Origin of the sequence: Georgenia wutianyii (assembly GCF_006349365.1) — a bacterium.
Classification (GTDB): Bacteria; Actinomycetota; Actinomycetes; order Actinomycetales; family Actinomycetaceae; genus Oceanitalea; species Oceanitalea wutianyii.
Genome location: NZ_CP040899.1, coordinates 2,411,501 through 2,436,496, shown reverse-complemented (window position 1 = coordinate 2,436,496; position 24,996 = coordinate 2,411,501). Strand labels below are relative to the sequence as shown.

Sequence of the window (24,996 nt, the reverse complement as noted above, 5' to 3'; positions counted from 1 at the left end):
GCGCGGCGCCGGGCAGCATGACGGCATGGCGAAGGACGGCGATCCCACGGTCGTGCAGGTCGACGGTCACCGGCTGCGTCTGACCAACCTCGACAAGGTCCTCTACCCGGCCACCGGGACGACCAAGGCCGACGTCCTGGAGTACTACGCCCGCATCGCCCCGGTCATGCTGCCGCACTGCGCGGGGCGCCCGGCCACCCGCAAGCGCTGGCCGAACGGGGTGGGCACGGCCGAGAAGCCGGGGGAGGTGTTCTTCCACAAGAACCTCGGGGCGGGCACGCCGGACTGGGTGGAGCGGGTGGAGCTGCAGCACAGCGACCACACCAACACCTACCCGATCGTCGACGAGGCGGCGACGCTCGCCTGGTTCGCGCAGGTGGCCGCGCTCGAGGTGCACGTGCCCCAGTGGCGCGTGGGCAGCGACGGCAAGCGCCGCAACCCCGACCGGCTCGTCCTCGACCTCGACCCGGGGGAGGGCGCCGGGCTGCCCGAGTGCGTCGAGGTCGCCCTCCTCGCCCGGGAGATCCTCCAGGGCATGGGGTTGGAGAGCGTCCCGGTCACCAGCGGGTCCAAGGGCGTGCACCTGTACGCCCCGCTGCGCGGCGTCGCGACCTCCGAGGAGGTGAGCGAGGTGGCCCGGGAGCTCGCCCGCACCCTGGAGACCGACCACCCCGACCTCGTCGTGTCCAACATGAAGAAGGAGCTGCGCCGCGGGAAGGTGCTCGTCGACTGGTCGCAGAACAACCGGAACAAGACGACGATCGCCCCCTACTCCCTGCGCGGGCGCGAGCACCCGATGGTCGCCGCGCCGCGCACGTGGGAGGAGCTGGAGGACCCCGGTCTGCGCCACCTCGACCTCCACGAGGTGCTCGAGCGTGTCGAGCGCGAGGGAGACCCGATGGCGGCGCTCGCCGACGCCGCCGACCAGGCCGGTGGGGCGCCCCGCCGCGACCGGCTCGAGGTCTACCGCGCCAAGCGCGACGCGGGCCGGACCCCCGAGCCGGTCCCCGCCTCCGTCGCCCCGCACGACGGCACGCTCGCCTTCGTCATCCAGGAGCACCACGCCAGCCGGCTCCACTGGGACCTGCGCCTCGCCCACGACGGCGTCCTCGTCAGCTGGGCGCTGCCCAGGTGCGTGCCGACGACGCCGCGCAAGAACCACCTCGCCGTGCAGACCGAGGACCACCCGATGGAGTACCTCACCTTCTCCGGCGCGATCCCCAAGGGCGAGTACGGCGCCGGTGAGATGACGGTCTGGGACCACGGCACCTACACCTTCGAGAAGTGGCGCGAGGGCAAGGAGGTCATCGTCACCCTCACCGGGCAGCCCGACGGCGGTCTCGCCGGTCCCGACGGGCCCGGCCGCACGAGCCGCTTCGCCCTCATCCACACCGGAGGGCGCTCCGAGGCGGAGGAGAACCACTGGCTCATCCACCTCATGTCGGCGCCCGGCGAGGACGACGCGCAGGACCGTCCCGTGCAGGACCGTCCCGCCCCGGAGCGGCCGCGCCCGACCCGCGGCCGCGCCGCGAAGGAGGAGGGGCCCCGGGGCGCTCCGCCGGAGTTCATCAGCCCCATGCTCGCCACCCCGAGCGACGCCCAGGTCCTGGACCGGTCGGCGCAGTGGGCGGTGGAGATGAAGTGGGACGGGGTGCGCGCCGTCGTCCTCGTCGACCACGGGAAGGTGCGCATCGTGGGCCGCAGCGGCCGCGACGTCACCGCGAGCTACCCCGAGCTCGCCGGGCTGGCCGACTGCCTCGACGCGGAGACCGCCGTGCTCGACGGGGAGATCGTCGCCCTCACCCCCGAGGGCCGGCCCGACTTCGGGCTGCTCCAGCAGCGCATCCAGCTCGCCGACCAGCGCCAGATCACCCGCGCCGCCGGGCAGAACCCGGTGCGGCTCATGCTCTTCGACGCGCTCGAGGTCGACGGCCGCAGCCTGCTGCGCCGCACCTACGACGAGCGACGCGAGGTGCTCGAGGAGGTGGTCGACGCCGGGGCGCACGACCTCGTCGAGGTCCCGCCCGCCTTCGACGGCGACCTCGACGCCGCCGTCGCGGCGAGCCGGCAGTGGCGCCTCGAGGGCGTCGTCGCGAAGCGTCGCGACGCCGCCTACACCCCTGGCCGGCGCAGCCGCTCCTGGCTGAAGATCAAGCACTCGGCCACCCAGGAGGCGGTCGTCGTCGGGTGGCGGCCCGGGCAGGGCGCGCGCGAGGGCAAGGTCGGCTCGCTCCTCCTCGCCCTCCCGCACGACGACGGGCTGCAGTACATCGGCCGCGTGGGAAGCGGGTTCTCCGAGCGCGAGGCGACCCAGTGGGCCCGCGAGCTCGGACGCGAGGAGCGCAAGACGGCCCCGCTCGAGGTGCCGCGGCCCGAGGCGCGCGACGCCCGCTGGGTGACCCCGCGGCGCGTCGCCGAGGTCGAGTTCGCCGAGTGGACCTCCACCGGCCGGCTGCGCCACCCCCGCTGGCGCGGCTGGCGCCCGGACAAGGACCCGGCCGACGTCCTGCGGGAGTCCTGAGCCCCGTCCGCGGGCTGCCGGACGTGGGCGGTGCCACGTCCAGGGCACCCCGGAGGCCCGGCTCGGCGTCGTAGCATCGAGGCGACACGACGAAGGGAACCTCCACCATGGCGACACCCGCGGTCCTGCGTGCCGACGACCTCTGGGCGGGCTACCCCGGCGCGAGCGTGCTACGCGGGGTCACCCTCGAGGTCCGCGGCGGGGACGCGCCCGTCGGCGTCGTCGGCCCCTCGGGCGCCGGCAAGACGACCCTCGTGCGCGCGCTCCAGGGCCGGCTGCGCCCGAGCCGCGGCTCGGTGACCTTCGACGGCCGGCCCGTCCACCGTCTCCCGCGCCGGGAGAACAAGGCGTTCAAGGCTGCCGTCCGGTTCACCTCCCAGGACTCCCTCACCGTCACCGACCCGCGCCTCACCGTGGCCCGCAGCCTCGGCGTCGCGCTGGGCGAGGCACGCAAGGCAGGGCGCTCCCACGGCACGTCGATGAACGACCTGCTCGAGACCGTCGGGCTGGCCCCGCACTTCGCCGCCCGTCGCCTCGTCACCCTGTCGGGCGGGGAGAAGCAGCGGGTCGCGCTCGCGTCGGCGATCGCCACCCGCCCCGAGATCCTCGTCCTGGACGAGCCGCTCACCGCCGTCGACCCGCAGGCCCGCGCCGACCTCGCGCGGCGACTGGCCACGGTCCTCGGCGAGCTGGGCACCGCCGTCGTCCTCGTGTCCCACGACCTCGAGCTCGTCGAGCGCACCTGCCCGCAGGTCCACGTCCTCGCCGAGGGCACCTTCGTCGCCACCGGCCGGCTCGGTGAGCTCCTCACCGCCGCGGAGCAGCACCCCACCGTGCGCGAGCTCGCGCAGGCCGCGCCGCTCGCGGTCCAGCGCTTCCGCTGACCGTCAGGGGCTCTGCGTCCGCGCGGGCTCCTCGGCCTGCTCCTCGGCCAGCGCCTCCTCGTTGGCCCCGAGCGCGGCGCCGCGCTGCTCGTGGCGGCGCATCTTCTGGTACTTGAACCGCTCGGCCACAGTCGCCTTGCCGGCGACCCGGTCGCGTGGACTGATCGGGTCGTCCCCGAGCTCGTTGTCGTAGCCCGCCTGGTAGCCCGAGGCCCAGATCTGCACCACCGCCCACGCGACGGCGGTGTAGGGCACGGCGAGGATCGCCCCGAAGATGCCACCCACGATGGTCCCGACGGTGAGCGCGAGGAGGATGACCATCGGGTGCAGGCTGAGCGTGCGGCCCATGATCACCGGCTGCAGGATGTTGCCCTCGACCTGGTTGACGACGATGATCCACGCGACGAGCAGCAGGGCGACGAGCGGCCCGTTGGTGACGAGCGCGATGAGCGCGGCGATGATGCCGGCGAGCGTCGCCCCGACGACGGGGATGAAGGCGGTGACGAAGACGACCACCGACAGCGGGATCGCGAGCGGCACCCCGGCGATGACGAGGAACGCCCCGATGAAGACGGCGTCGACGAGCGCGACGAGCGCCGTCCCGCGGACGTAGCCGCCGAGCACCTCGGTGCCCCGGTCGACCGACTCGGCGAGCTTGGCCCGCCGCTCACCCCGCACCCAGCGCAGGGCGAAGTTCCACATCGTCGTCCCGTCCTTGAGGAAGAAGAACAGGACGACGACGACGAGCACCGCGCCGGTGACGAACTGGGCGGCGGCCGAGATCCCGGTGATCGCGCCGCTCGCCGCCGCGCCGCTGGTGAGGAACTCCCCGGCCTGGGTGAGTGCCTCGTCGATGGCGGTCGTGTCGATCGGCAGCGGTCCGGAGGTGACGACGTCCTGCAGCTCCTCCCAGCCCTCGGCGGCCTGGGTGGTGAGGGTGTCCCACTCGCTGAGCACCGAGAAGACGATGCCGGTGACGACACCGCCGACGATGACGAGGATGCCGACGAACGCGGCGAGGGTGGCGAGCAGGTTCGACCAGCCGCGGCGCTCGAGCCAGTTCACCGCGGGGGAGACCGCCGCGGCGAGGATGAGCGCGACGAGCAGCGCGATGACGACGACCTGGACCCGCAGCAGCAGCCACGTCACCCCGACGACGACGGCGGCGATGAGCAGGGTCTGCGCCGCCCGGGAGGCCGCGCGCCCCATGCCGTCGGCCCACGGGCCGATGGCGGGGGTGACGGTATGGGCGGCGTCACCGACGTCGGCGAGGCCTGCCTCCGGGGTCGTGCCCTGCGGCGCGGAGGGGGACGGGGGCGGGACCGGCGAGGCCATCGGGCTGCTCCTCTGGACGTGCGCGGCGCGGTGCGCCGCGGGCCTCGACGAGGCCCGTCCCGCTGACGATAGGCCACCCCGGGGCGCGCGGCCCGGAGGACCGGATGACGACACCGGGAGGCGGACCACCCCTCGCGGGGCGGCGCCTCCCGGTGTCGGGCCGGCCACGCGGGCCGGCGTCAGGTAGCGGGCGTCAGCTCGCGTCGCCCGAGGCGGCGCGGAACATCCACGCCTGCTTCTCCAGCCCGGTGGCGATGCCGGTGAGGAGGTCGGCGCTCAGCGGGTCGGCCTCCTCGACGTCCTCCAGGCGCGCCTTGATCCGGTCGGACACGCCCTGGAGGCGCTCCTCGAACTGCCGGATCACCTTGTCGTCGGCGAGCCGACCGCCGGACAGGGCCTCCACCTGGGAGGAGCTGGCCACGGTCGAGGCGCGTCCGTCGGGCTCGCCGCCGATCGCCACGAGGCGCTCGGCGACGTCGTCGGAGGCCAGGCGCACCTGCGCGGTGACCTCGTCGAGCTGGAGGTGGATGGCCCGGAAGTGGGAGCCGTAGATGTTCCAGTGGGCCTGCTTGGCCTGCAGGGACAGGTCGATGAGGTCGACCAGGGAGTCCTGGAGGCCGGTGAGAACCTTCTCCGAGGGCTTGGCAGCCATACTGCTCCTCCTTCCACGGCGCGAGTGCGCGCCGTGACGACGGTGACGGGAACGACGTCGAGCATATGGCGGCGCCGGTGGATGCGCCTGCCGGACCTGGGCGCCCTCGCACGCCTGCGGTAGGCTGGGGCGCATGTCGCGACGGGTCCTCCTTACGCAGCCGCGCTGACCTCAGCGGGCGCCATCGGCGCCGCATCAGCGCGGCAACCTCCCTGCGGGGAGGTTTTTCCATGCCGGGAACGACTCGCCCCCACCGTGAGGAACATCGATGAGCACCGACACCACCGCGCAGCCCGCCTCCACCGGTCCCGCGGAGCCGCAGTACCGCTACACCGCCCGGCTCGCCGGTGAGATCGAGCGCGCCTGGCAGGACCGCTGGGAGGAGCAGGGCACCTTCCACGCCCCCAACCCCGTCGGTGAGCTGGCCGGGGACGCGGCGCAGGAGAAGTTCTACGTCCTCGACATGTTCCCCTACCCCTCCGGCAAGGGCCTGCACGTGGGCCACCCGCTGGGGTACATCGCCACCGACGTCGTGGGCCGGTACCAGCGGATGAAGGGCAAGAACGTCCTCCACGCGCTGGCCTACGACGCCTTCGGCCTGCCCGCCGAGCAGTTCGCCGTCCAGACCGGCCAGCACCCGCGGGTCACCACCGAGGAGAACATCGCGACCATGCGCCGCCAGCTGCGCCGCATGGGCCTGGCGCACGACGAGCGCCGCTCCTTCGCGACGACCGACACCGGCTACGTCCGGTGGACGCAGTGGATCTTCCTCCAGCTCTTCAACGCCTGGTACGACGAGGACGCCGTCCGGCCCGACGGCGGCCGCGGCGCTGCCCGCCCGATCGCCGAGCTGGAGGCCGCGTTCGCCGACGGCACCCGGCCGACGCCGTCGGGCACGCCGTGGGCCGAGATGGACGCCGCCGCCCGTACGGCCGCCCTCGACGCCCACCGGCTCGCCTACCTGTCCGAGGCGCCGGTCAACTGGTGCCCCGGCCTGGGCACCGTGCTGGCCAACGAGGAGGTCACCGCCGACGGACGCTCCGAGCGCGGCAACTACCCCGTCTTCAAGCGGAACCTGCGCCAGTGGATGATGCGCATCACCGCCTACGCTGACCGGCTGGCCGACGACCTCGACTCCATCGACTGGCCCGACAAGGTGCGCACGATGCAGCGCAACTGGATCGGGCGCTCCGAAGGTGCAGCCGTCCGCTTCGCGCTGCCCTCCCGGGTGAGCAGCGGGGAGGCCGCCGGCGGCGCCACCGACCTCGCGCTGGAGGTCTTCACCACCCGTCCCGACACGCTGTTCGGCGCGACGTTCATGGTCGTCGCCCCCGAGCACCCGATGATCGACGACGCCGTCCCCGCCGCGTGGCCCGACGGCACCCCCGACGCGTGGACCGGTGGGCACGCCACGCCGGTCGAGGCCGTGGCCGCCTACCGTGCGCAGGCCGCCGCCAGGACCGACGAGGAGCGCCAGGACGAGGGCCGCACGAAGACCGGCGTCTTCACCGGCGCCTACGCCACCAACCCGGTCAACGGGGCCAAGCTGCCCGTGTTCGCCGCCGACTACGTCCTCATGGGCTACGGCACCGGTGCGATCATGGCCGTCCCCGGCGGTGACGACCGCGACTACGAGTTCGCCCGCACCTACGGCCTGGACGTCATCCACACCGTCCAGCCGCCGGCCGACCACACCGAGGGCGCCTGGACCGGCGACGGGCAGATCATCAACTCGGCCAACGAGGAGATCTCGCTCGACGGCCTCGACGTCGCCGCCGCCAAGGCCGCGATCATCGAGTGGCTGTCCGCCAAGGGCCTGGGCGAGGCGCGCACGACCTACCGGCTGCGCGACTGGCTGTTCTCCCGCCAGCGCTACTGGGGCGAGCCGTTCCCCGTCGTCTACGACGAGGAGGGACGCGCGCACGCGCTGCCCGAGGAGATGCTGCCGGTCGACCTGCCCGAGGTCCCCGACTACTCCCCGCGCACGTTCGACCCGGACGACGCCGAGTCCTCCCCGGAGCCCCCGCTGGGCCGCGCCGAGGACTGGGTCGCCGTCGAGCTCGACCTGGGCGACGGAGTGAAGACCTACCGGCGCGACACCAACACCATGCCCAACTGGGCCGGCTCGTGCTGGTACGAGCTGCGCTACCTCGACCCCCGCAACGACGAGCAGCTCGTCGACCCGGCCAACGAGCAGTACTGGATGGGCCCGCGGGACGGGAAGCCCGCCGGGGGCGCCGACCTGTACGTCGGCGGCGTCGAGCACGCCGTGCTCCACCTGCTCTACGCCCGGTTCTGGCACAAGGCGCTGCACGACCTGGGCCACGTCGCCAGCTCCGAGCCGTTCCACAAGCTCTTCAACCAGGGCTACATCCAGGCCTACGCCTACGCCGATGCCCGCGGCCAGTACGTCCCGGCCGACGAGGTCGAGGAGGTCGCGGCGGAGGACGGCTCGGGGGAGGTCACCTTCCGCTGGCAGGGCCAGGAGGTCTTCCGCGAGTACGGGAAGATGGGCAAGTCCCTGAAGAACATCGTCACCCCCGACGACATGTACGACGCCTACGGCGCCGACACCTTCCGGGTCTACGAGATGTCGATGGGCCCGCTGGACGTCTCGCGCCCGTGGGACACCCGCGCCGTCGTCGGCTCCCAGCGCTTCCTGCAGCGGCTGTGGCGCAACGTCGTCGACGAGAGCACCGGGGAGCTGCTCGTCACCGACGAGCCGGCCGACGAGGAGACCCGTCGCCTCGTCGCCAGGACGATCGACGAGGTCGAGACCGAGATGTCGGCGATGCGGGTGAACACCGCGATCGCCCGGCTCATCGTGCTCAACAACCACCTCACCCCCATGGAGCGCAGCCCTCGCGAGGCCGTCGAGCCGCTGCTGCTCATGCTCGCGCCGGTCGCCCCGCACATCGCCGAGGAGCTGTGGCGGCGGCTGGGGCACGAGGGGTCCCTCGCGCACGAGCCGTTCCCGGTCGCAGACCCGGCGCTGCTCGTCGAGGACACCGTGACGTGCGTCGTCCAGGTGGCGGGCAAGCTGCGCGACAAGCTCGAGGTCCCCGTGGCGATCGACCCCGAGGAGCTCGAGCGGCTGGCGCTGGCGACCCCCGGCGTCCGGCGCGCGCTCGGTGACCGCGGCATCCGCAAGGTCATCGTCCGCGCCCCCCGCCTCGTCAACGTCGTCCCCGCCTGACCCCCTCACCCGACCCCGCCTGCCCCCCACCCACCCACCACCCACACCGCCACCCCACCACCCCCGCGACAGCCGACTTCCGCACGAGGGCCGACTTCCGCACGACAGCCGACTTCCGCTCGAGAGCGGAGTTCTGCGCGGGAGCCGACTTTCGCGCGACAGCCGACTTTCGCTCGAGAGCGGAGTTCTGCGCGGGAGCCGAATCGGCGTGGTGGACCACCTCGACGCGCGAGGAGGGCTGGCCGGTCGGGTGGCTGGAGGCAGGAACCTGCCACGAAGTGCTTCTCCGGGGGCCGTGATCGACGCAGAGGCGGCGTGTCGCGCGGTGTGTCGCGGACTTGGTGGCAGCTTCTGCGCGAGAGCCGAGGGTCAGCGGGGCGGCGCCAGCTCGGGGAACGCCCGGTCGAGGTACACGAGCGGCTCGGCGGCGACGTCGCGGTGGGCGAGGACCGCGCGCACGGTGAGCAGGAGGCTGTCACCCACCGGCACGCGGTGCTCGACGACGCCGCGGATCCACGCCGTCGTGCCCGGGAGAACCGGCTCGCCGGTGGGGAGGGTGCAGTGGTCGAGGCCGGCGAAACGGTCGACGCCGCGGGCCGCGAAGCGTCGCGCGACCTCGGCCTGGTCGGCCGCGAGGAAGTTGACGACGACGCTCGCAGCGGTGTCGAGGATGCGGCGCGCCATCGACCCCGCCGCGACGGAGAAGGCGAGCATCGCGGGGTGCACCGCCACGGAGATCACCGAGGTGGCGGTGAAGCCGGCAGGTCCGGCCGGGGTGGCGCAGGTGACGACGGCGACGCCGGCCGGGTGATTGCGGAAGACGGCCTTGAACTCCTCGGCCCCCACCGACTCGGGTGCCGGGGGAACGGGCTGCTCGGCAGTCATGGGTAGGCGTCGTCCTCTCGGTGGGTCGGGTGTCGTCCCATTCTGGGTCACGTGGGTGACCGGGGCGTCCCGCGGGCCCGCCGCCCGTGCGCAACTCGGCTGTCGTGCGGAAGTCGGCTGTCGGGAGCAAGTCCGCTGTCGTGCGGAAGTCCGCTGTCGTGCGCAACTCGGCTCTCGCGCGGAAGTCGGCTCTCGGGAGCAAGTCCGCTGTCGTGCGCAACTCGGCTGTCGTGCGGAAGTCGGCTGTCGCGGGGGAGGGGGAGTGGGGTGGGGGTGGACGGGCGGGGAGTGGGGGCGGGCGGCGGACATAGACTGACCGCCGTGCGTGAGACCTCCCTCCCGGTGCGGCCGGACCTCACGGGCCTCGAGCCCTACGGTGCCCCCCAGCTCGACGTGCCCGTCCTCCTCAACGTCAACGAGAACCCGCACCCGCCGTCGGCGCAGGTCGTCGCGGACCTCGCGGCGGCCGTCGCGGAGGCCGCGCCCGGCCTCAACCGCTACCCGGACCGCGAGTTCCTCGACCTGCGCGCCGACCTCGCCGACTACCTGCGCGTCGAGTCCGGCGCCACGCTGCGCCCCGAGCAGATCTGGGCCGCGAACGGCTCCAACGAGGTCATGCTCCACCTCCTCCAGGCCTTCGGCGGTCCGGGGCGCACGGCGCTGTCCTTCGCGCCGACGTACTCGATGTACCCCGAGTACGCCCGAGACACCATGACCGGCTGGGTCGCCGGACGCCGCGAGGACGACTTCACCCTCGACCCGGACCACGCCGTCGCCCAGCTGACCGAGCACCGCCCCTCCGTCGTGCTGCTCGCCAGCCCGAACAACCCCACCGGGACGGCGCTGCCGCTCTCGACCATCGAGGCGGTCGCCGAGGCAGCCCGCACCACCGGCCCCGAGGGCGCCGACGGCGCACCGACGGCGAGCGTCGTCGTCGTCGACGAGGCGTACGCCGAGTTCCGCCGGGAGGGCACGCCGAGCGCCCTGGAGCTGCTCGACCGCTACCCGCACCTCGCGGTGAGCCGGACGATGTCCAAGGCGTTCGGCCTCGCCGGGGCGCGCGTCGGCTACCTCGCCGCCGCGCCCGCGCTGGTCGACGTCCTGCGGGTCGTGCGCCTGCCCTACCACCTGTCCGCCGTCACCCAGGCCGTCGCCCGGGCCGCCCTGCGCCACCGGGGGGAGCTCATGGCGCAGGTCGCCGAGCTGCGCGCGGAGCGCGACCGCACCGTCACGTGGCTGCGCGGGCACGGCCTCACCGTCGCCGACTCGGACGCGAACTTCGTCCTCTTCGGTCCGGTGGAGGACCGTGAGAGGGTGTGGCGGGGACTGCTCGACCAGGGAGTTCTCATCCGGGTCGTCGGTCCGCCAGGATGGTTGCGGGTATCGATCGGTACCGCAGCGGAGATGGCCGCCTTCCGGTCGGCCCTAGAGGAGGTGCTCGGGCTGTGATCGAACCTGGGACGCGCACGGCGCGACTGGAGCGCACGACGTCGGAGTCGAGTGTCCTCGTCGAGCTCGACCTCGACGGCACGGGCCGGACCGACATCTCGACGACGGTGCCCTTCTACGACCACATGCTCACCGCGCTGGGCAAGCACTCGCTCATCGACCTCACCGTCCGGGCGACCGGTGACACGCACATCGACGCCCACCACACGGTCGAGGACGTCGCCATCACCCTCGGTGAGGCGCTGCGCGTCGCGCTCGGCGACAAGCGGGGCATCTCCCGGTTCGGCGACGCGCTCGTGCCGCTGGACGAGGCGCTCGCGCAGGCGGTCGTCGACGTGTCGGGACGCCCGTACCTCGTCCACACCGGCGAGCCGCCCGGCCAGGAGTACCACCTCATCGGCGGGCACTTCACCGGCTCGCTCACCCGTCACGTCCTCGAGTCGATCGCCCACCACGCCGCGATCGCGATGCACGTGCGCGTGCTCTACGGGCGCGACCCGCACCACATCGTCGAGGCCCAGTTCAAGGCCGTCGCGCGGGCACTGCGGGCGGCGATCGAGCCCGATCCCCGTGTCGAGGGGATCCCGTCCACCAAGGGGGCGCTGTGAACGAGGTCCCCGCCGTCGCCGTCGTGCTCACGCCGGTGGCCTCCGCCTCCGCGCTCGCCGGCCTGTGCGCCATGCAGGACGTCGACGTACACGTCGTGCCCTCGCGCTCGGGGGCGGTCGCGGTCGTCGACCTCGAGCCGGCCACCGAGCCGGCGGCCGAGCAGGCCGCCGAGCCGAAGGACTGGGACATCGCCGAGCTGCTCGGCACGCCCGGGCAGGAGGTGCCGCCCGCGGCCGACCAGGCCGCCCGCACCCTGTCCCGGCTCACCAAGGCCGGTGTCGTGCTCATCACCTCCGCCCTCACCACCGACTCCGGCGTCGAGCACGGCCTGTCCGGCCAGCTCACCGCCCGCCGGTACGAGCGCGGCGAGCCGGGCGAGGACGTGCCCGTGGGCCTCGTGCTCGCGGGTGCCGACGACGTCGTTGAGGACCTCGTCCTCGGCCGTGTCCGCGCGGCCGACGTCCCGGGCCACCAGCGCTCGGGGGACCTGCCCCGCTGGAAGGCCGCCCGCATGTTCGCCAAGGGCCTGCGCAAGCCGCGTCCCTGACCGCGGGCCGCGACGCACCCGCGTCGTCGCGGCCGGACGCGGGGCCGCACGTGCCGGGCGCTGTGGTTAGACTCCTCCGGTGACCAGCCAGCCGAACGTCGTCGTCCTGGACCACGGCTCCGGCAACGTCCGGTCCGCGGTCCGCGCCCTCGAGCGCGCGGGTGCCCACGTGGAGCTCACCAGCGACCCGGAGGACGTCGCGGAGGCCGATGGCCTCGTCGTCCCCGGCGTCGGCGCCTTCGCCGCCGTAATGCGCCAGCTGCGTGAGGTCGGCGGCCCGCGGATGATCGAGCGGCGCCTCGCCGGCGGCCGCCCCGTCCTCGGCATCTGCGTCGGCATGCAGGTGATGTTCGCCAGCGGCAACGAGCACGGCGAGCACGCCTCGGGCCTGGACCAGTGGCCCGGCACCGTCGACCGGCTCGAGGCCCCGATCGTCCCGCACATGGGCTGGTCCCCGGTGACCCCGCCGGAGGGCACGACCCTGTTCGCGGGGCTGGAGGACGAGCGCTTCTACTTCGTCCACTCCTACGCCGTCCAGGAGGACCCGGCCGCCGCCCTCGGCTCCGACGGGCCGCTCGAGCCGCCGCTGGTCACCTGGGCCGAGCACGGGACGCCCTTCGTCGCCGCCGTGGAGAACGGCCCGCTGTCGGCCACCCAGTTCCACCCCGAGAAGTCCGGCGATGCCGGGATCCAGCTGCTCCGCAACTGGCTGAGCACCCTGCGCTGACCGCGCGCTTCCCAAGGAGAGATCGACCCATGCCCCGCCGCCTCGAGCTGCTTCCCGCCGTCGACGTCGTCGACGGTCAGGCCGTCCGTCTCGTCCAGGGGGAGGCCGGCTCGGAGACCTCCTACGGCGACCCTGCCGAGGCCGCCCGCACCTGGGCCGAGCAGGGCGCGGAGTGGATCCACCTCGTCGACCTCGACGCCGCCTTCGGTCGCGGCTCCAACGCCGAGCTGCTCGCCGGGCTCGTCTCCGACCTCGACGTCGCCGTCGAGCTCTCCGGCGGCATCCGCGACGACGAGAGCCTCGCCCGGGCGCTGGACACCGGCGCCAAGCGGGTCAACCTCGGCACCGCGGCGCTCGAGGACCCCGAGTGGACCGCCAAGGTCATCGCCCGTCACGGTGAGCGCATCGCCGTCGGGCTCGACGTGCGCGGCACCACCCTCGCCGCCCGCGGCTGGACCCGCGAGGGCGGGGACCTGTGGGAGGTGCTCGCCCGGCTCGACGCCGACGGCTGCGCCCGCTACGTCCTCACCGACGTGCGCAAGGACGGCATGCTCAGCGGACCGAACCTCGATCTGCTGCGCGAGGTGTGCGAGCGCACCGAGGCACCGGTCGTCGCCTCCGGCGGCGTCTCCTCCCTCGAGGACATCGCCGCGCTGCGCACCCTGGTCGACGCCGGCGTCGAGGGCGCGATCGTTGGCAAGGCGCTGTACGCCGGGGCCTTCACCCTGCCCGAGGCGCTGGACGTCGCGGGGCGGCCGTGACGCCGCTGCCTCCCGAGATGATGCCGGGCGGCGGTGACGCCGCGCGTCCGCGCCCGGACCTCGCCGCCAAGCTCGGCGCCCGGACGCCCAGCGAGACCGCCGACTCCGCGGGCCAGCCGTGGGCCGGGCGCACGCTCAAGGCCAACCCGTTCTCCGGCGACGACGGCTCGGCACCGCCCGAGCTCGTCGCCGCCCTCGCCCTCACCGACGAGACCGAGCGGCTCGTCGCGGTCGCCGACGTCCTGCGCGAGGCGCGGGTGCTCGTGCCCGTCGTCGCCCACGCCCACCCCGGCCGGGACGAGGAGGGCGCCGTCTCCGGCCACACGAAGCACGGGTCGGGCGACCCGCAGGCGGACGCGTGCGCCTCGGCGGCGATGGTCTCGGTGCGGACACCGGACGGCCGTGCGGCGCTCCCGGTGTTCAGCTCGGTCGACGCGATGCGGGCCTGGGACGCCACCGCCCGCCCGGTGCCGGTCGAGGGCGTGCGCGCCGCGCTGTCCTCCGTCGCGGACGCCGACTCCATGCTCGTGCTCGACCCCGCCGGCCCGGTGACGGTCCTGCTGGGGCGGCCCGCCGTGTGGGCGATCGTCAACAACGTGCGCTGGGTGCCGTCCTGGCAGGACCCCGAGCTCACCGCCGTGGCCGTCAACGCGCTGCGGGGGATCACCGAGCTCACCGCGGTGCGCCTCGAGCGCGGCGTGCGCAGCGAGCTGCGCGCCCTGCTCGCCCTCGCCCCGGGCCTCACCCGCGAGCAGATGATGGACGCCGTCACGCGGGCTCAGGAGGCGCTGAGCGCCGACCCGGTCCTCACCGACCGCGTCGACTCCCTCGAGCTCTACCCGATGACCGCCCCCTCCTGACCCTGGTCGCGGCTCCCCGGCGGGAGCACACTGGGTCGATGTTCATCGACGAGGGGCGGCGGGCCGAGGAGGCCGACGTCGCGGAGTACTACGCGGGGGAGCGCGAGGTGTGGGGCTTCGTGCCGAACTACGCCGCGTGCTTCGCGCCGCGCCCGCAGGTCGCTCACGCCTGGCGCGCCCTCAACGGCACCATCCGCTCCGGGATGGACAGGCGACGCTACGAGATCGCCTCCATCGGGGCCGCGCGGGCCGTGCGCTCGACCTACTGCACCGCCGCCCACTCCACGGCGCTGCGCGACGTGTGCGGCGACGAGGAGGCGGTGCGTGCCATCGCCGGCGGCGCCGGGCTCTCCCCTGTGGACGAGGCTGTCCTGCGGTTCGCCGGGAAGGTGGCGACGGACGCCGCCTCGATCGAGCAGACCGACGTCGACGAGCTCCGCGCCCTCGGGCTGAGCGATGCCGACGTCGCCGACGTCGTCTACGCCGCCGCGGCCCGGGCGTTCTTCACCGCCGTCCTCGACGGGCTCGGCGCGCGCCTCGACGAGCAGACAGCGGCCGTGTTCGACCCGGACCTGCGGGACGCGATGGTCGTGGGGCGCCCGCCGGCGGACCCGGCGGCCTAGCCGCCGGTCTCGCGGCAGGAGGTGAGCGGCTCGAACGCGTCCTCGGCGAGGAGGTCGTGCAGCGTGCTCACCGGGACCATGTAGCTGTTGGACCACACGTCCATGGCGTAGACGACGCCGACCACCTGGCCCTCGCTGCCGAGGACCGCGCTGCCCGAGGAGCCGTGGTCGACCTGGGCGTTCGTCCGGCCGACCATGCCGAGGTCCGAGCCGAGGGTGTCGAGCTCGTAGCCGAGCACCGACCCCTGCGCCGTCGACAGCTGGCCGCCGCGCGGGTAGCCGACGACCGTCACCGGCTCGCCGACCTCGGCGTCGACCTCGGCGAGGCCGGGCACCGTGGCCAGCGGCTCGGCGGTGCGGAGCAGGGCGAGGTCCGCGACGTCGGCGACGCTCGCGGAGACGGCGTCGATCTCGCGGCCGTCGTAGGTGGAGATCTGGATCCGGTCGGCGTCGGCGACGACGTGCCGGTTGGTGATGACGGTGCGCTCGTCCAACGCGAAACCCGAGCCGGTGCTCAGCTCCCCGCACCCGACGTTGCGGATCCGCACCGCCATGCGCTCGGCGGCGTCCACGCCGTCGGCGGACAGCGCCCCGGGGTCGGAGACGGAGGGGGCGGGGACCTCGGGGACGTAGTCGGTCGGCAGCTCGCCGGGCAGCTGCGGCACGACCCCGCAGGCCGTCAGCGCGAGCGTGGCTGCAGCGATCACCCCGGCGCGGGCGGGTCGCCTCATGAGTCGCTCAGCCTGCGGGTGAGGTCCTCGTGCGCCTCGGCCGCCTCCTGGCAGGAGGTGACGAGCGCCTCGCGGAGCGAGCGGAGGTCGGGCTGGGCCTCCGCGGCGCCGTCCGTGGGGGCGGGGGAGGGGGAGGCCTGCTCCGCCTGCGCGCGCCGGGTGAGCTCGCCCTCGAGCGCCAGCAGGTAGTCCTGCTGGTCGCTGATGCACCCGGCCATCGTGCCGGTGACCCCGGCCGCCGCGGCGAACAGCTCGCCCTGGTACTCCGCCACCTGCCGCTGGACCTCCCGGTCGTCGCCCGTCTGGGCGACCGTGTCGGCGAGCTCGTGGATCTGCTCCTGCGCGCCCTCGAGCTGGGTCTCGACGAGCGCGAGCGTCCCGCGGGTCTCCTCCAGGTCGGTGCGGGCCTCGGCGAGCTCGGCCCCGAGCTCCCGTGCGACGTCGTCGACCTCCGCCGCGCGGTCCTCCCACGCGCGGGCGAGGACGAGGAGGTAGCCGCTCGCGCCGAGCGCGAGGACGAGCGCGACCGCGAGGACGGGCACCACCCAGCGTCGGCGCGGGCGGTGATCTGCCCCACGTGGGGAGGCGGAGGGCGGCGGACCCGGCGGGAAGTCCGCGGGTACGCTGACGGGGGAGGCGCTCGTGGCACCCTCGGCCCCGTGCATGCGGCTGGTCATGCGTGCTAGTCTCTCAGACTGACCGACCGGGACGTACGTTCCGGTGTGCAAGCGGAGCTCTCTCCCACCTCGTCCCGACCGTCTCGCAAGAGCGACAGGGGCTGGGTCCAGGTCGTTGGAGACGCAAGTCTCCTCGTACGGCACCCGCCGTGCAGCGACCCTGCGAGGCCTCCGTGCGCACCTGCGAACGGAGGCCTTCTTCGTAAGCAGACCGCGACGAGCAGGAGGAGCAGCACATCAGCGAGCCCCGTATCAACGACCGCATCCGAGTCCCCGAGGTCCGCCTTGTGGGACCGGGCGGTGAGCAGGTGGGTGTCGTCCGCGTCGAGGACGCACTGCGTCTGGCCCAGGAGGCCGATCTGGACCTCGTGGAGGTCGCGCCTGACGCGCGTCCCCCCGTGGCCAAGCTCATGGACTACGGAAAGTTCAAGTACGAGTCCGCCCAGAAGGCGCGCGAGGCACGTCGGAACCAGGCCAACACCTCGCTCAAGGAGATCCGGTTCCGCCTCAAGATCGACCCGCACGACTACGCCACCAAGAAGGGGCACGTCGTCCGGTTCCTCGAGGGCGGCGACAAGGTCAAGGTCATGATCATGTTCCGCGGGCGTGAGCAGTCGCGCCCGGAGATGGGCATGCGCCTGCTGCAGCGCCTCGCCGAGGACGTCAGCGACCTCGGCTCGATCGAGAGCTCCCCGCGGCTGGACGGCCGAAACATGACCATGGTCATCGGCCCGCACAAGAAGAAGCAGGGCGGGGCGAAGAGCGAGCAGCGCCGCACCCGCGAGCGCAAGGAGGCCGAGGCCGCCGAGGCCCAGCAGTCCGAGCAGTCGGTCGAGCAGGCCGAGACGACGCCGGTCGAGCAGACCGAGCAGGAGGCGTAGCAGCCGCTACGCGACGCCAGGAACCGGCGCCAGCCGGCAGACATGGCCGTGCCCGGGCACGGCCCGGAGTAAGGAAGAGACAATGCCGAAGAACAAGACGCACTCCGGTGCCAAGAAGCGTTTCCGCACCACCGGTAGCGGCAAGCTCATGCGCGAGCAGGCGAACCGCCGGCACCTCTTCGAGGCCAAGTCCAGCCGGCGCACCCGCCGCCTGGCCCTGGACAAGGCGGTCTCGGCGGCTGACGCCCCCGGGATCAAGAAGCTGCTCGGCAAGTAAGCCGCCCCACTACTAAGGAGACAAGACGTGGCACGCGTCAAGCGGGCGGTCAACGCCCACAAGAAGCGCAGGACGACCCTCGAGCGGGCCAGCGGTTACCGCGGCCAGCGCTCGCGCCTGTACCGCAAGGCCAAGGAGCAGGTCACCCACTCGCTCACCTACAACTACCGCGACCGCAAGGCGCGCAAGGGTGACTTCCGCCGGCTCTGGATCCAGCGCATCAACGCTGCGGTCCGCGCCGAGGGCATGACCTACAACCGCTTCATCCAGGGCCTCAAGGCCGCTGGTGTCGAGGTCGACCGCCGCATGCTCGCCGAGCTCGCGGTCAACGAGCCGGCTGCCTTCGCCAAGCTCGTCGAGCTCGCCAAGGCGAACCTTCCCGAGGACGTCAACGCGCCCGTCGCCTGACACCTTCGATGACCGAACGCCCGGACCTGCTGACCAACCCCCGATCCGATCGGGTCGCGATGGTCAAGCGGCTGTCCGGGCGTTCGGCACGTCGGCGCCACGGCCAGTTCCTCGTCGAGGGCCCGCAGGGCGTGCGTGAGGTGGTCCGGCACGCGCCCGAGCGGGTGCGCGACCTCTACCTCACCGAGGAGGCGGCCGACCGCCACCCCGAGATCCTCGCCGAGGCACGCGTGACCGTGCGCCACGTCCACCTCGCTACCCCCGAGGTCCTCGCGGCGATGAGCGGGGACGCCCAGGGCGCGCTCGCCGTCGTCCGCACCGAGCCCGACGTCGCGCTGCCCGCCGGGCCGCTGCGGCTGGTCGCCGTCCTGCCGTGGGCGGCGGACCCGGGCAACCTCGGCACCATCGTCCGCGCTGCCGACGCCGCCGGGGCCGACGCCGTCGTCCTCGGCCCGGACAGCACGGACCCGCACAACCCCAAGGTCGTCCGGTCGACGGCCGGGTCGCTGTTCCACCTGCCCGTCGTGCCGGTGGAGGACCTCGTCGCGACGACGGCCCGGCTGCGCGTCGACGGCCTCCAGGTGCTCGCTGCCGCCGCGGACGGTGAGTGGGACGTCGACGACCTCGCCGACGCCGCCCTCGCCCCCGTGCCCGACGTGGTCGTGCCGGACCTGCGCCGGCCCACCGCCTGGCTCTTCGGGAACGAGGCCCACGGACTGCGCCCCGAGGAGCGGGACCTGGCCGACGCCGTCGTGCGGGTGCCCATCCACGGGCTGGCCGAGTCCCTCAACGTCGCGACGGCCGCGACGCTGTGCCTCTACGCCTCCGCGCGTGCCCAGCGCCGCGCCCCCGACTGACCCAGCCCCGCCCCCACACAACCGCCTGGGACACCCCTCCCGGCCCGGGGACACCCCCTGCAACCGCCCCGGCGCACCGCAAAGGGGCGTCCCAGAGGTGGGGTCGGTCGGCCGGCCGTGGTGGGATGGCAGCATGCGGCTCTTCGCCTCCTTGCGGCCCCCGGCCGAGGTGCTCGAGCACCTCGCCCACGCCCTCGACGGCGTCGCCCCCGGCTCCCTCGACGCCGGGCCGCCGCCGCTGCGCTGGGTCCCGCCCGAGCAGCGCCACGTCACGCTCGCGTTCTACGGCGAGGTGCCCGACGGCGCGCTCGAGGACCTCGCCGAGACGCTCGGCGCCGTCACCGCGAGCACCGCGCCGCTGCAGGTACAGCTCGCCGGCGCGGGCGTCTTCTCCGGCGCGACCCTCTGGGTGGGGGTCCGCGTCGTCGACGGCGACGAGCGGGCCCTCACCCGCCTCATGGGTCGGGTCGAGGCGGCGGGGGAGGACATCTCGCGCCTCGAGCCCCGCGACCGGCACCGGGCGCACCTCACCGTCGCCCGGCTCAGTGCCCGCGCACAGCGGGAGAGGTCCGACCGCCGGCGGCGCTCGGGACGCGGCGACCGTCGTCCGGGGCGTGGTCCTGCCGTCGACCTGCCCGCGGTCGCCCACGCCCTGTCCGTCTACCGCGGCCCGGAGTGGACGGCGCGGGAGGTCGAGCTCGTCGAGTCCCACCTTGGGGCCGGCCGCAGCGGCGGCCCGCTCCACGAGGTCAGGGCGAGGCTGCCGCTCACGGGCGAGCAGGCGTGACCTCGGCAACTCCGCACGCCCCCCGAGAGGGCGGCCGGTAAGGTGGGGCGCATGTGGGGTGAGAGCCGATTTAGCAGGCCCGTTCGGGCCCAGCGCTGAGGCGCCCCGGCTCCGCACCGTAGCGGACGCCCCCGAGCCCGAGCGGGCAGCACGACTACAGTCCTGTGCTGGATGCCGACAGGCACGACGACGCTCGGAAGGTTCGCATGACCACTTCACCTCTGTCCCCCCTCGACGCCGACGGCGTCGCGGCAGCCGTCGAGGCCGGCCTGGCCGCCCTCGCCGCGGCTGCCACCCTCGAGGAGCTCAAGACGGCGCGGCTCGCGCACACCGGCGACGCCGCCCCACTCACCCTCGCCAACCGCGAGATCGGGCGCCTCGACCCCAAGGACAAGGCGACCGCGGGCAAGCTCCTCGGCCAGGCGCGCGGCCGGCTGCAGCAGGCGATCGCCGCCCGCCAGAGCGAGCTCGAGGCGCAGGAGGAGGAGCGCCGGCTGCGCGAGGAGCGGGTCGACGTCACCCTGCCCGTCGAGCGTCGTCCGCGCGGCGCCCGCCACCCCCTGGAGACCATCCAGGAGGAGATCGGCGACTTCTTCGTCTCCATGGGCTGGGACATCGCCGAGGGCCCCGAGGTCGAGCACGAGTGGCTGAACTTCGACGCGCTCAACCACGGCCCGGACCACCCGGCCCGCCAGATGGCCGACACCTTCTACGTCCAGGGCACCGCCGAGCAGGAGACCCCCGGCCTCGTCCTGCGCACCCACACCTCCCCGGTCCAGGCGCGCACCATGCTCAGCCGCGAGCTGCCGATCTACATCGCCTGCCCCGGCAAGGTGTTCCGCAACGACGCCCTCGACGCCACCCACACCCCGGTGTTCCACCAGGTCGAGGGGCTCGCCGTCGACAAGGGCCTGACCATGGCCCACCTCAAGGGCACCCTCGACCACTTCGCCCGCGCGATGTTCGGCCCCGAGGCCCGCACCCGCCTGCGCCCGAGCTTCTTCCCCTTCACCGAGCCGAGCGCCGAGATGGACCTGTGGTTCCCCCAGAAGAAGGGCGGCGCCGGCTGGATCGAGTGGGGCGGCTGCGGCATGGTCAACCCGCAGGTGCTCCTCGCCGCGGGCATCGACCCCGAGGAGTACACCGGCTTCGCCTTCGGTGTCGGCACCGAGCGCGCCCTCATGCTGCGCCACGGCATCGCCGACATGCACGACATCGTCGAGGGCGACATGCGCTTCTCCCTCCAGTTCGGCACCACCGGAAAGGGGCACTGACCATGCCGTACGTCCCGCTCAGCTGGCTCGCCGAGCACGTCACCGTCGCACCGGGCACCACCGCCGCCGACCTCGCCGCGGACCTCGTGCGCGTCGGCCTGGAGCCCGAGCAGATCATCCCGCCCGCCGTGACCGGCCCGCTCGTCGTCGGCCGCGTGCTCTCCGTGGTGACCGAGGAGCACAAGAACGGCAAGTCGATCAACTACTGCCGGGTCGACGTCGGCCCGGAGCACAACGACGCCCCCGGTGAGGGCAAGGAGCCCGCGGACGTCCCCTCGCGGGGCATCGTCTGCGGCGCGCACAACTTCACCGTCGGGGACGACGTCGTCGTCGCGCTGCCCGGCACCACGCTGCCCGGCGACTTCCACATCGCCGCCCGCAAGACCTACGGCCACACCTCCGACGGCATGATCTGCTCGGCCCGCGAGCTCGGCCTCGGCGAGGACCACTCCGGCATCATCGTGCTGCGCGAGTTCCTCCCCGGCACCGAGGTCCCCGCCCCGGGCTCCGACGCCATCGCCCTGCTCGGCCTGGGCGCCGAGGTGCTCGAGGTCAACGTCACCCCCGACCGTGGCTACTGCTTCGCCATGCGCGGCATCGCGCGGGAGTACTCCCACGCCACCGGCGCGGCCTTCACCGACCCCGGGCTGGCGGAGAACCTCCCCGGGGGGACGCCGCCCGCCGCGACCGAGGACGGCTTCCCCGTCGAGGTCGACGACGCCGCGCCCATCGCCGGCAACGTCGGCTGCGACCGCTTCGTCACCCGCATCGTGCGCGGCATCGACCCCTCGGCGCCCTCCCCGGCGTGGATGACCGAACGGCTCACCCAGGCCGGGATGCGCCCGATCTCCCTCGCCGTCGACGTGACGAACTACGTCATGCTCGACCTCGGGCAGCCGCTGCACGCCTACGACCTCGCCACCGTCCACGCGCCGATCATGGTGCGCCGCGGCCGGGTGGGGGACGAGCTCACCACCCTCGACGACGTGCGCCGCACCCTGCACATCGAGGACCTCCTCATCACCGACTCGCCCGACGGCGAGCTCGGCGGGCGCGTCCTCGGGCTCGCCGGCGTCATGGGCGGCGCCGAGACCGAGGTGAGCGCGACGACGACCGACGTCCTCATCGAGGCCGCGCACTTCGACCCGGTCTCCGTGGCGCGCACCGCCCGCCGGCACAAGCTGCCCAGCGAGGCCGCCAAGCGCTTCGAGCGCGGCGTCGACCCGCGGCTGCAGGCCGTCGCCGCGCAGCGCGCCGTCGACCTGCTCGTCGAGTACGGCGGCGGCACCGCCGACCCGGCCGTCTCCGACCTCGACCGCACCGCCCGGCCCGCGCCGGTGCGTATGCGACTGGACGAGCCGCGCCGCCTCACCGGCGTGGACTACCCGGCCGAGCGCGTGGTCGCCCTCCTCCGCGAGATCGGCGCCACCGTCTCCGAGCCGGAGGACGGGGTGGTCACCGTGACCCCGCCGAGCTGGCGGCCCGACCTCGTCGGCCCGGCCCACCTCGTCGAGGAGGTCGCCCGCCTCGACGGCTACGACAACATCCCCACGGTCCTGCCCGCGGCCCCCGCAGGGCGCGGCCTCACCGCCGACCAGGTCCGCCGGCGGGACGTCGCCCGGGCGCTGGCCGACCTCGGGCTCGTCGAGGTGCTGTCCTACCCGTTCGTCGGGGACACCCACGACCGGCAGCAGCTCCCCGCCGACGACGAGCGCCGCGTCGCGCTGCGCCTGGCCAACCCCATGGCCGACGACGCGCCCCTCATGCGCACGACGCTCCTCGACACGCTCCTGGACACCGCGCGCCGCAACGTCGGCCGCGGCCTGGAGGACACCCGCGTCTACGAGCTCGGGCTCGTCACCCGGCCCGCCGGGGTGGGCGTGGCCTCCTCGCCCGGCGTCGGCGGGCGTCCCTCGGACGCCGAGCTCGCCGCCATCGCCGCCGCCGTGCCGCGCCAGCCGCGCCACGTCGCGGGCGTCATCACCGGCAAGGTCGTGCCCGACGGCGTCCAGGGGCCGGGCCGCCCCGCCGACTGGACCGACGCCGTCGACGCCGTCCACGCCGTCGCCGAGGCCGTCGGCGTGAGCGTCGAGCTCGCTGCCGCCGAGCGCGCCCCCTGGCACCCCGGCCAGTGCGCAGAGGTCCGTGCGGGAGGCGCCGTCGTCGGCCACGCAGGTGCCCTGCACCCGCGCGTCGCGGCCGCCTTCGACCTGCCGCGCGGCGCCGTCGCCTTCGAGCTCGACCTCGACGCGCTGAGCGCAGCCGGTGAGGACGCGCTGGTCGTCCCGGTGCCCGTCTCCACCTACCCGCCGAGCAAGGAGGACATCGCGCTCGTCGTCGACGCCGACGTGCCGGCCGGGGAGGTGCTCGCCCTCGTCCGCGAGGGCGCCGGCGAGCTCGGTGAGGACGTCCGGCTCTTCGACCTCTACACCGGCGAGCAGCTCGGGGAGGGCAAGAAGTCCCTCGCCTTCGCGCTGCGGCTGCGCGCCCCGGACCGCACGCTCACGGCCGAGGAGACCGCCGCCGTGCGCGAGCGGGTCGTCGCCCTCGCGGCCGAGCGGGTCGGCGCGGTGCTCCGTGGCTGAGGTCCCGGCGGCCCGCACCGCCCTCGTCTCCGGGGCCTCCCGGGGCATCGGGCGGGCCCTGGCCCTGGGCCTGGCCGCCGCCGGGCTCGACGTCGCCCTCCTGGCGCGGGACGAGCGCAGGCTCGAGGAGACCGCCGAGGAGGTCCGCGCCGCGGGCGTGCGCGCGGTCGTCCTCCCCGTCGACGTCACCGACGTCGTCGCCGTGCAGCGCGCGGTCTCGCGCGCCGAGGCCGAGCTCGGGTCGATCGACCTGCTGGTGAACAACGCCGGCGCCATCGACCCCGAGGTGCCGCTGTGGGAGGCCGACCCCGAGACGTGGTGGTCGGTCGTCGAGACGAACGTGCGCGGCCCGTTCCTCCTCGCCCGCGCCGTCGTGCCGGGGATGCTCGCCCGGGGCGGGGGTCGCGTCATCGACGTCAACTCCGGCGCGGGCACCCGTGACGGCGTCGACGCCACGGCCTACTACGTGTCCAAGACGGCGCTGTTCCGTATCGGCGGGGCGCTGCACGAGGCCGGCTTCGCGCAGGGGCTGCGCAGCTTCGAGCTCGCCCCCGGCGTCGTGCGCACCGACATGACGACGTCGATGTGCATGCACGCCGACCGCACCGACTGGACCGAGCCGGCCGACGTCGTCGCCCTCGTCGTCGCGCTCGCCGGTGGCGGGCTCGACGCGCTGTCCGGGTGCTACGTGCGCGTCGGGGCCGACACCCCCGACTCGCTCCGCGCGCTCGCCGCCCGGGGCCTCGCCCCCGAGGAGCGGCGGCTGCGGGTGGTCAAGCCCCCCGCCTGACCCCTCGCACAGCGACGCCGGGACGTGCCCCGCCCACCGAGGCACGTCCCGGCGTCGCCATGTCCGGCCGGCACTGGTCCGTCAGCGGGCCGGCGCCTCCGGGGCGTCGCCGGCCGCGTGCCGCCCGTGGGCGGGGTGCTCGGCCTGGGCCTGGTCCGGAGTCGGGTCCGGAGCCGGGGCCGTGGGCCCTGCCTGCGCCTCGGCCCGGGTCCTCGCCTCGTGGTCGGGCTCGGTGCCCGTGGACCCGTCCATGACGTCCGGGTCGAGCGCGTCGGCCTGCGCGCGCTGCTGCTCCACCCGCTCGCGCACCTCGTCGGCCGACTCGGCCCGCTCCCGGGCCTCACGCTCCTTGCGCTCGGCATCCACCCGCGCCCGCTCTGCCACGGCCTGCGCCTCCGCGGCGGACGCGTGGCGCTCCTTGGCCTCGATCTCCTGGTCCTCGGCCTCGCGGCGCAGGTGGCGCGCGCGCTGCCGGTTCTCCTCGTCGCGCCGGGCACGCTCGACCTTCTCCCGCTCGGCGCGCTTCCTGCTCGCCACGAGCACGGCCACGACGACGATCGCCAGGACGATGACGCCGATGACGATCCAGACCCACGTGTCCATCGCACAACTCCTTGCTGTAGAGGTGCGCCCATCGAACTGGACGCCGCTGCGGTCCGCGACCCGAGAGCACCGCAGAA

At 74.2% G+C, this 24,996-nt stretch carries 24 protein-coding genes; 18 read left to right on the top strand and 6 right to left on the bottom strand.

Going from position 1 to position 24,996, the window contains the following annotated elements; genetic code table 11:
- Positions 1-25: 25 nt before the first annotated feature.
- Together FE251_RS10770 and FE251_RS10765 are read left to right on the top strand one after the other, a co-directional pair.
- Positions 26-2,521, top strand: coding sequence for an ATP-dependent DNA ligase (locus FE251_RS10770; protein WP_139072484.1), 2,496 nt, complete (start codon positions 26-28; stop codon positions 2,519-2,521).
- Positions 2,522-2,628: 107 nt separating this feature from the next.
- Positions 2,629-3,405, top strand: a complete 777-nt coding sequence (locus FE251_RS10765; protein WP_139072483.1) for an ABC transporter ATP-binding protein — start codon at positions 2,629-2,631, stop codon at positions 3,403-3,405.
- Positions 3,406-3,408: 3 nt separating this feature from the next.
- Here the strand turns inward: FE251_RS10765 and FE251_RS10760 are convergent, their stop codons facing one another.
- Positions 3,409-4,740: an AI-2E family transporter gene (locus FE251_RS10760; protein ID WP_139072482.1), complete on the bottom strand. Its 1,332-nt coding sequence runs from the start codon at positions 4,738-4,740 to the stop codon at positions 3,409-3,411.
- A 193-nt stretch (positions 4,741-4,933) separates the two neighbouring features.
- On the bottom strand, positions 4,934-5,392 hold the full coding sequence (locus tag FE251_RS10755) for a Dps family protein (RefSeq protein ID WP_139072481.1): 459 nt from the start codon (positions 5,390-5,392) through the stop codon (positions 4,934-4,936).
- 268 nt (positions 5,393-5,660) lie between these two features.
- On the opposite strand from FE251_RS10755, the gene leuS reads away from it, so the two are divergent.
- A complete protein-coding gene (gene leuS / locus FE251_RS10750; protein WP_139948753.1) occupies positions 5,661-8,588 on the top strand; it encodes a leucine--tRNA ligase in 2,928 nt (975 codons plus the stop codon).
- A gap of 369 nt (positions 8,589-8,957) precedes the next feature.
- Here the strand turns inward: leuS and FE251_RS10745 are convergent, their stop codons facing one another.
- Positions 8,958-9,473, bottom strand: a complete 516-nt coding sequence (locus FE251_RS10745) for a flavin reductase family protein (protein WP_139948752.1) — start codon at positions 9,471-9,473, stop codon at positions 8,958-8,960.
- 312 nt (positions 9,474-9,785) lie between these two features.
- On the opposite strand from FE251_RS10745, the gene FE251_RS10740 reads away from it, so the two are divergent.
- The 7 genes from FE251_RS10740 (at position 9,786) to FE251_RS10710 (ending at position 15,049) form a co-directional block, all read left to right on the top strand.
- Positions 9,786-10,922 carry a histidinol-phosphate transaminase gene (locus tag FE251_RS10740; protein ID WP_139072508.1) on the top strand — a complete coding sequence of 379 codons (1,137 nt, stop codon included), beginning with the start codon at positions 9,786-9,788 and terminating at the stop codon, positions 10,920-10,922.
- Positions 10,919-11,530: an imidazoleglycerol-phosphate dehydratase HisB gene (gene hisB, locus FE251_RS10735; RefSeq protein WP_230976401.1), complete on the top strand. Its 612-nt coding sequence runs from the start codon at positions 10,919-10,921 to the stop codon at positions 11,528-11,530. Before FE251_RS10740 ends, hisB begins: the two co-directional genes overlap by 4 nt.
- A complete protein-coding gene (locus FE251_RS10730; protein WP_139072478.1) occupies positions 11,527-12,078 on the top strand; it encodes a hypothetical protein in 552 nt (183 codons plus the stop codon). The genes hisB and FE251_RS10730 overlap by 4 nt, the downstream gene beginning before the upstream one ends.
- 79 nt (positions 12,079-12,157) lie before the next feature.
- Positions 12,158-12,805, top strand: coding sequence for an imidazole glycerol phosphate synthase subunit HisH (gene hisH, locus FE251_RS10725; protein WP_139072477.1), 648 nt, complete (start codon positions 12,158-12,160; stop codon positions 12,803-12,805).
- Between the two features lie 29 nt (positions 12,806-12,834).
- Complete coding sequence (priA, locus tag FE251_RS10720) at positions 12,835-13,566, top strand: bifunctional 1-(5-phosphoribosyl)-5-((5-phosphoribosylamino)methylideneamino)imidazole-4-carboxamide isomerase/phosphoribosylanthranilate isomerase PriA (RefSeq protein ID WP_139072476.1); 732 nt, start codon at positions 12,835-12,837, stop codon at positions 13,564-13,566.
- A complete protein-coding gene (locus FE251_RS10715; protein WP_139072475.1) occupies positions 13,563-14,426 on the top strand; it encodes an SseB family protein in 864 nt (287 codons plus the stop codon). The genes priA and FE251_RS10715 overlap by 4 nt, the downstream gene beginning before the upstream one ends.
- 38 nt (positions 14,427-14,464) lie before the next feature.
- A complete protein-coding gene (locus FE251_RS10710) occupies positions 14,465-15,049 on the top strand; it encodes a carboxymuconolactone decarboxylase family protein (protein WP_139948751.1) in 585 nt (194 codons plus the stop codon).
- Here the strand turns inward: FE251_RS10710 and FE251_RS10705 are convergent.
- Positions 15,046-15,780 (bottom strand): S1 family peptidase, encoded by a 735-nt coding sequence (locus FE251_RS10705; protein WP_139072473.1) that lies wholly within the window; start codon positions 15,778-15,780, stop codon positions 15,046-15,048. The two genes, FE251_RS10710 and FE251_RS10705, sit on opposite strands and share 4 nt — an antisense overlap.
- Positions 15,777-16,322: a hypothetical protein gene (locus FE251_RS10700; protein WP_139948750.1), complete on the bottom strand. Its 546-nt coding sequence runs from the start codon at positions 16,320-16,322 to the stop codon at positions 15,777-15,779. Before FE251_RS10700 ends, FE251_RS10705 begins: the two co-directional genes overlap by 4 nt.
- Positions 16,323-16,693: 371 nt before the next feature.
- Here FE251_RS10700 and infC point away from each other — a divergent pair, with 371 nt between their 5' ends.
- The 8 genes from infC to FE251_RS10660 all read left to right on the top strand — a co-directional run bounded on the left by infC (position 16,694) and on the right by FE251_RS10660 (position 24,316).
- Positions 16,694-17,338 carry a translation initiation factor IF-3 gene (gene infC / locus FE251_RS10695; RefSeq protein ID WP_139072471.1) on the top strand — a complete coding sequence of 215 codons (645 nt, stop codon included), beginning with the start codon at positions 16,694-16,696 and terminating at the stop codon, positions 17,336-17,338.
- An 82-nt stretch (positions 17,339-17,420) separates the two neighbouring features.
- Entirely contained in the window at positions 17,421-17,615 is a 195-nt protein-coding gene (gene rpmI / locus FE251_RS10690) for a 50S ribosomal protein L35 (RefSeq protein ID WP_139072470.1), read from the top strand.
- Between the two features lie 27 nt (positions 17,616-17,642).
- On the top strand, positions 17,643-18,023 hold the full coding sequence (rplT, locus tag FE251_RS10685; protein WP_139072469.1) for a 50S ribosomal protein L20: 381 nt from the start codon (positions 17,643-17,645) through the stop codon (positions 18,021-18,023).
- 8 nt (positions 18,024-18,031) lie between these two features.
- Positions 18,032-18,880: a TrmH family RNA methyltransferase gene (locus tag FE251_RS10680; protein ID WP_139948749.1), complete on the top strand. Its 849-nt coding sequence runs from the start codon at positions 18,032-18,034 to the stop codon at positions 18,878-18,880.
- A gap of 133 nt (positions 18,881-19,013) precedes the next feature.
- Positions 19,014-19,667 (top strand): RNA 2',3'-cyclic phosphodiesterase, encoded by a 654-nt coding sequence (gene thpR / locus FE251_RS10675; RefSeq protein WP_139948748.1) that lies wholly within the window; start codon positions 19,014-19,016, stop codon positions 19,665-19,667.
- A gap of 206 nt (positions 19,668-19,873) precedes the next feature.
- The gene (pheS, locus tag FE251_RS10670) at positions 19,874-20,941 is read left to right on the top strand and encodes a phenylalanine--tRNA ligase subunit alpha (protein ID WP_139072466.1); all 1,068 of its coding nucleotides are present in this window, start codon (positions 19,874-19,876) and stop codon (positions 20,939-20,941) included.
- Positions 20,942-20,943: 2 nt separating this feature from the next.
- On the top strand, positions 20,944-23,526 hold the full coding sequence (gene pheT / locus FE251_RS10665) for a phenylalanine--tRNA ligase subunit beta (protein ID WP_139072465.1): 2,583 nt from the start codon (positions 20,944-20,946) through the stop codon (positions 23,524-23,526).
- Positions 23,519-24,316, top strand: coding sequence for an SDR family NAD(P)-dependent oxidoreductase (locus FE251_RS10660; RefSeq protein ID WP_139948747.1), 798 nt, complete (start codon positions 23,519-23,521; stop codon positions 24,314-24,316). Before pheT ends, FE251_RS10660 begins: the two co-directional genes overlap by 8 nt.
- 81 nt (positions 24,317-24,397) lie before the next feature.
- On the opposite strand, the gene FE251_RS10655 is transcribed toward FE251_RS10660, so the two are convergent.
- Positions 24,398-24,919, bottom strand: a complete 522-nt coding sequence (locus FE251_RS10655; RefSeq protein ID WP_139948746.1) for a hypothetical protein — start codon at positions 24,917-24,919, stop codon at positions 24,398-24,400.
- Between the last annotated feature and the right edge of the window lie 77 nt (positions 24,920-24,996).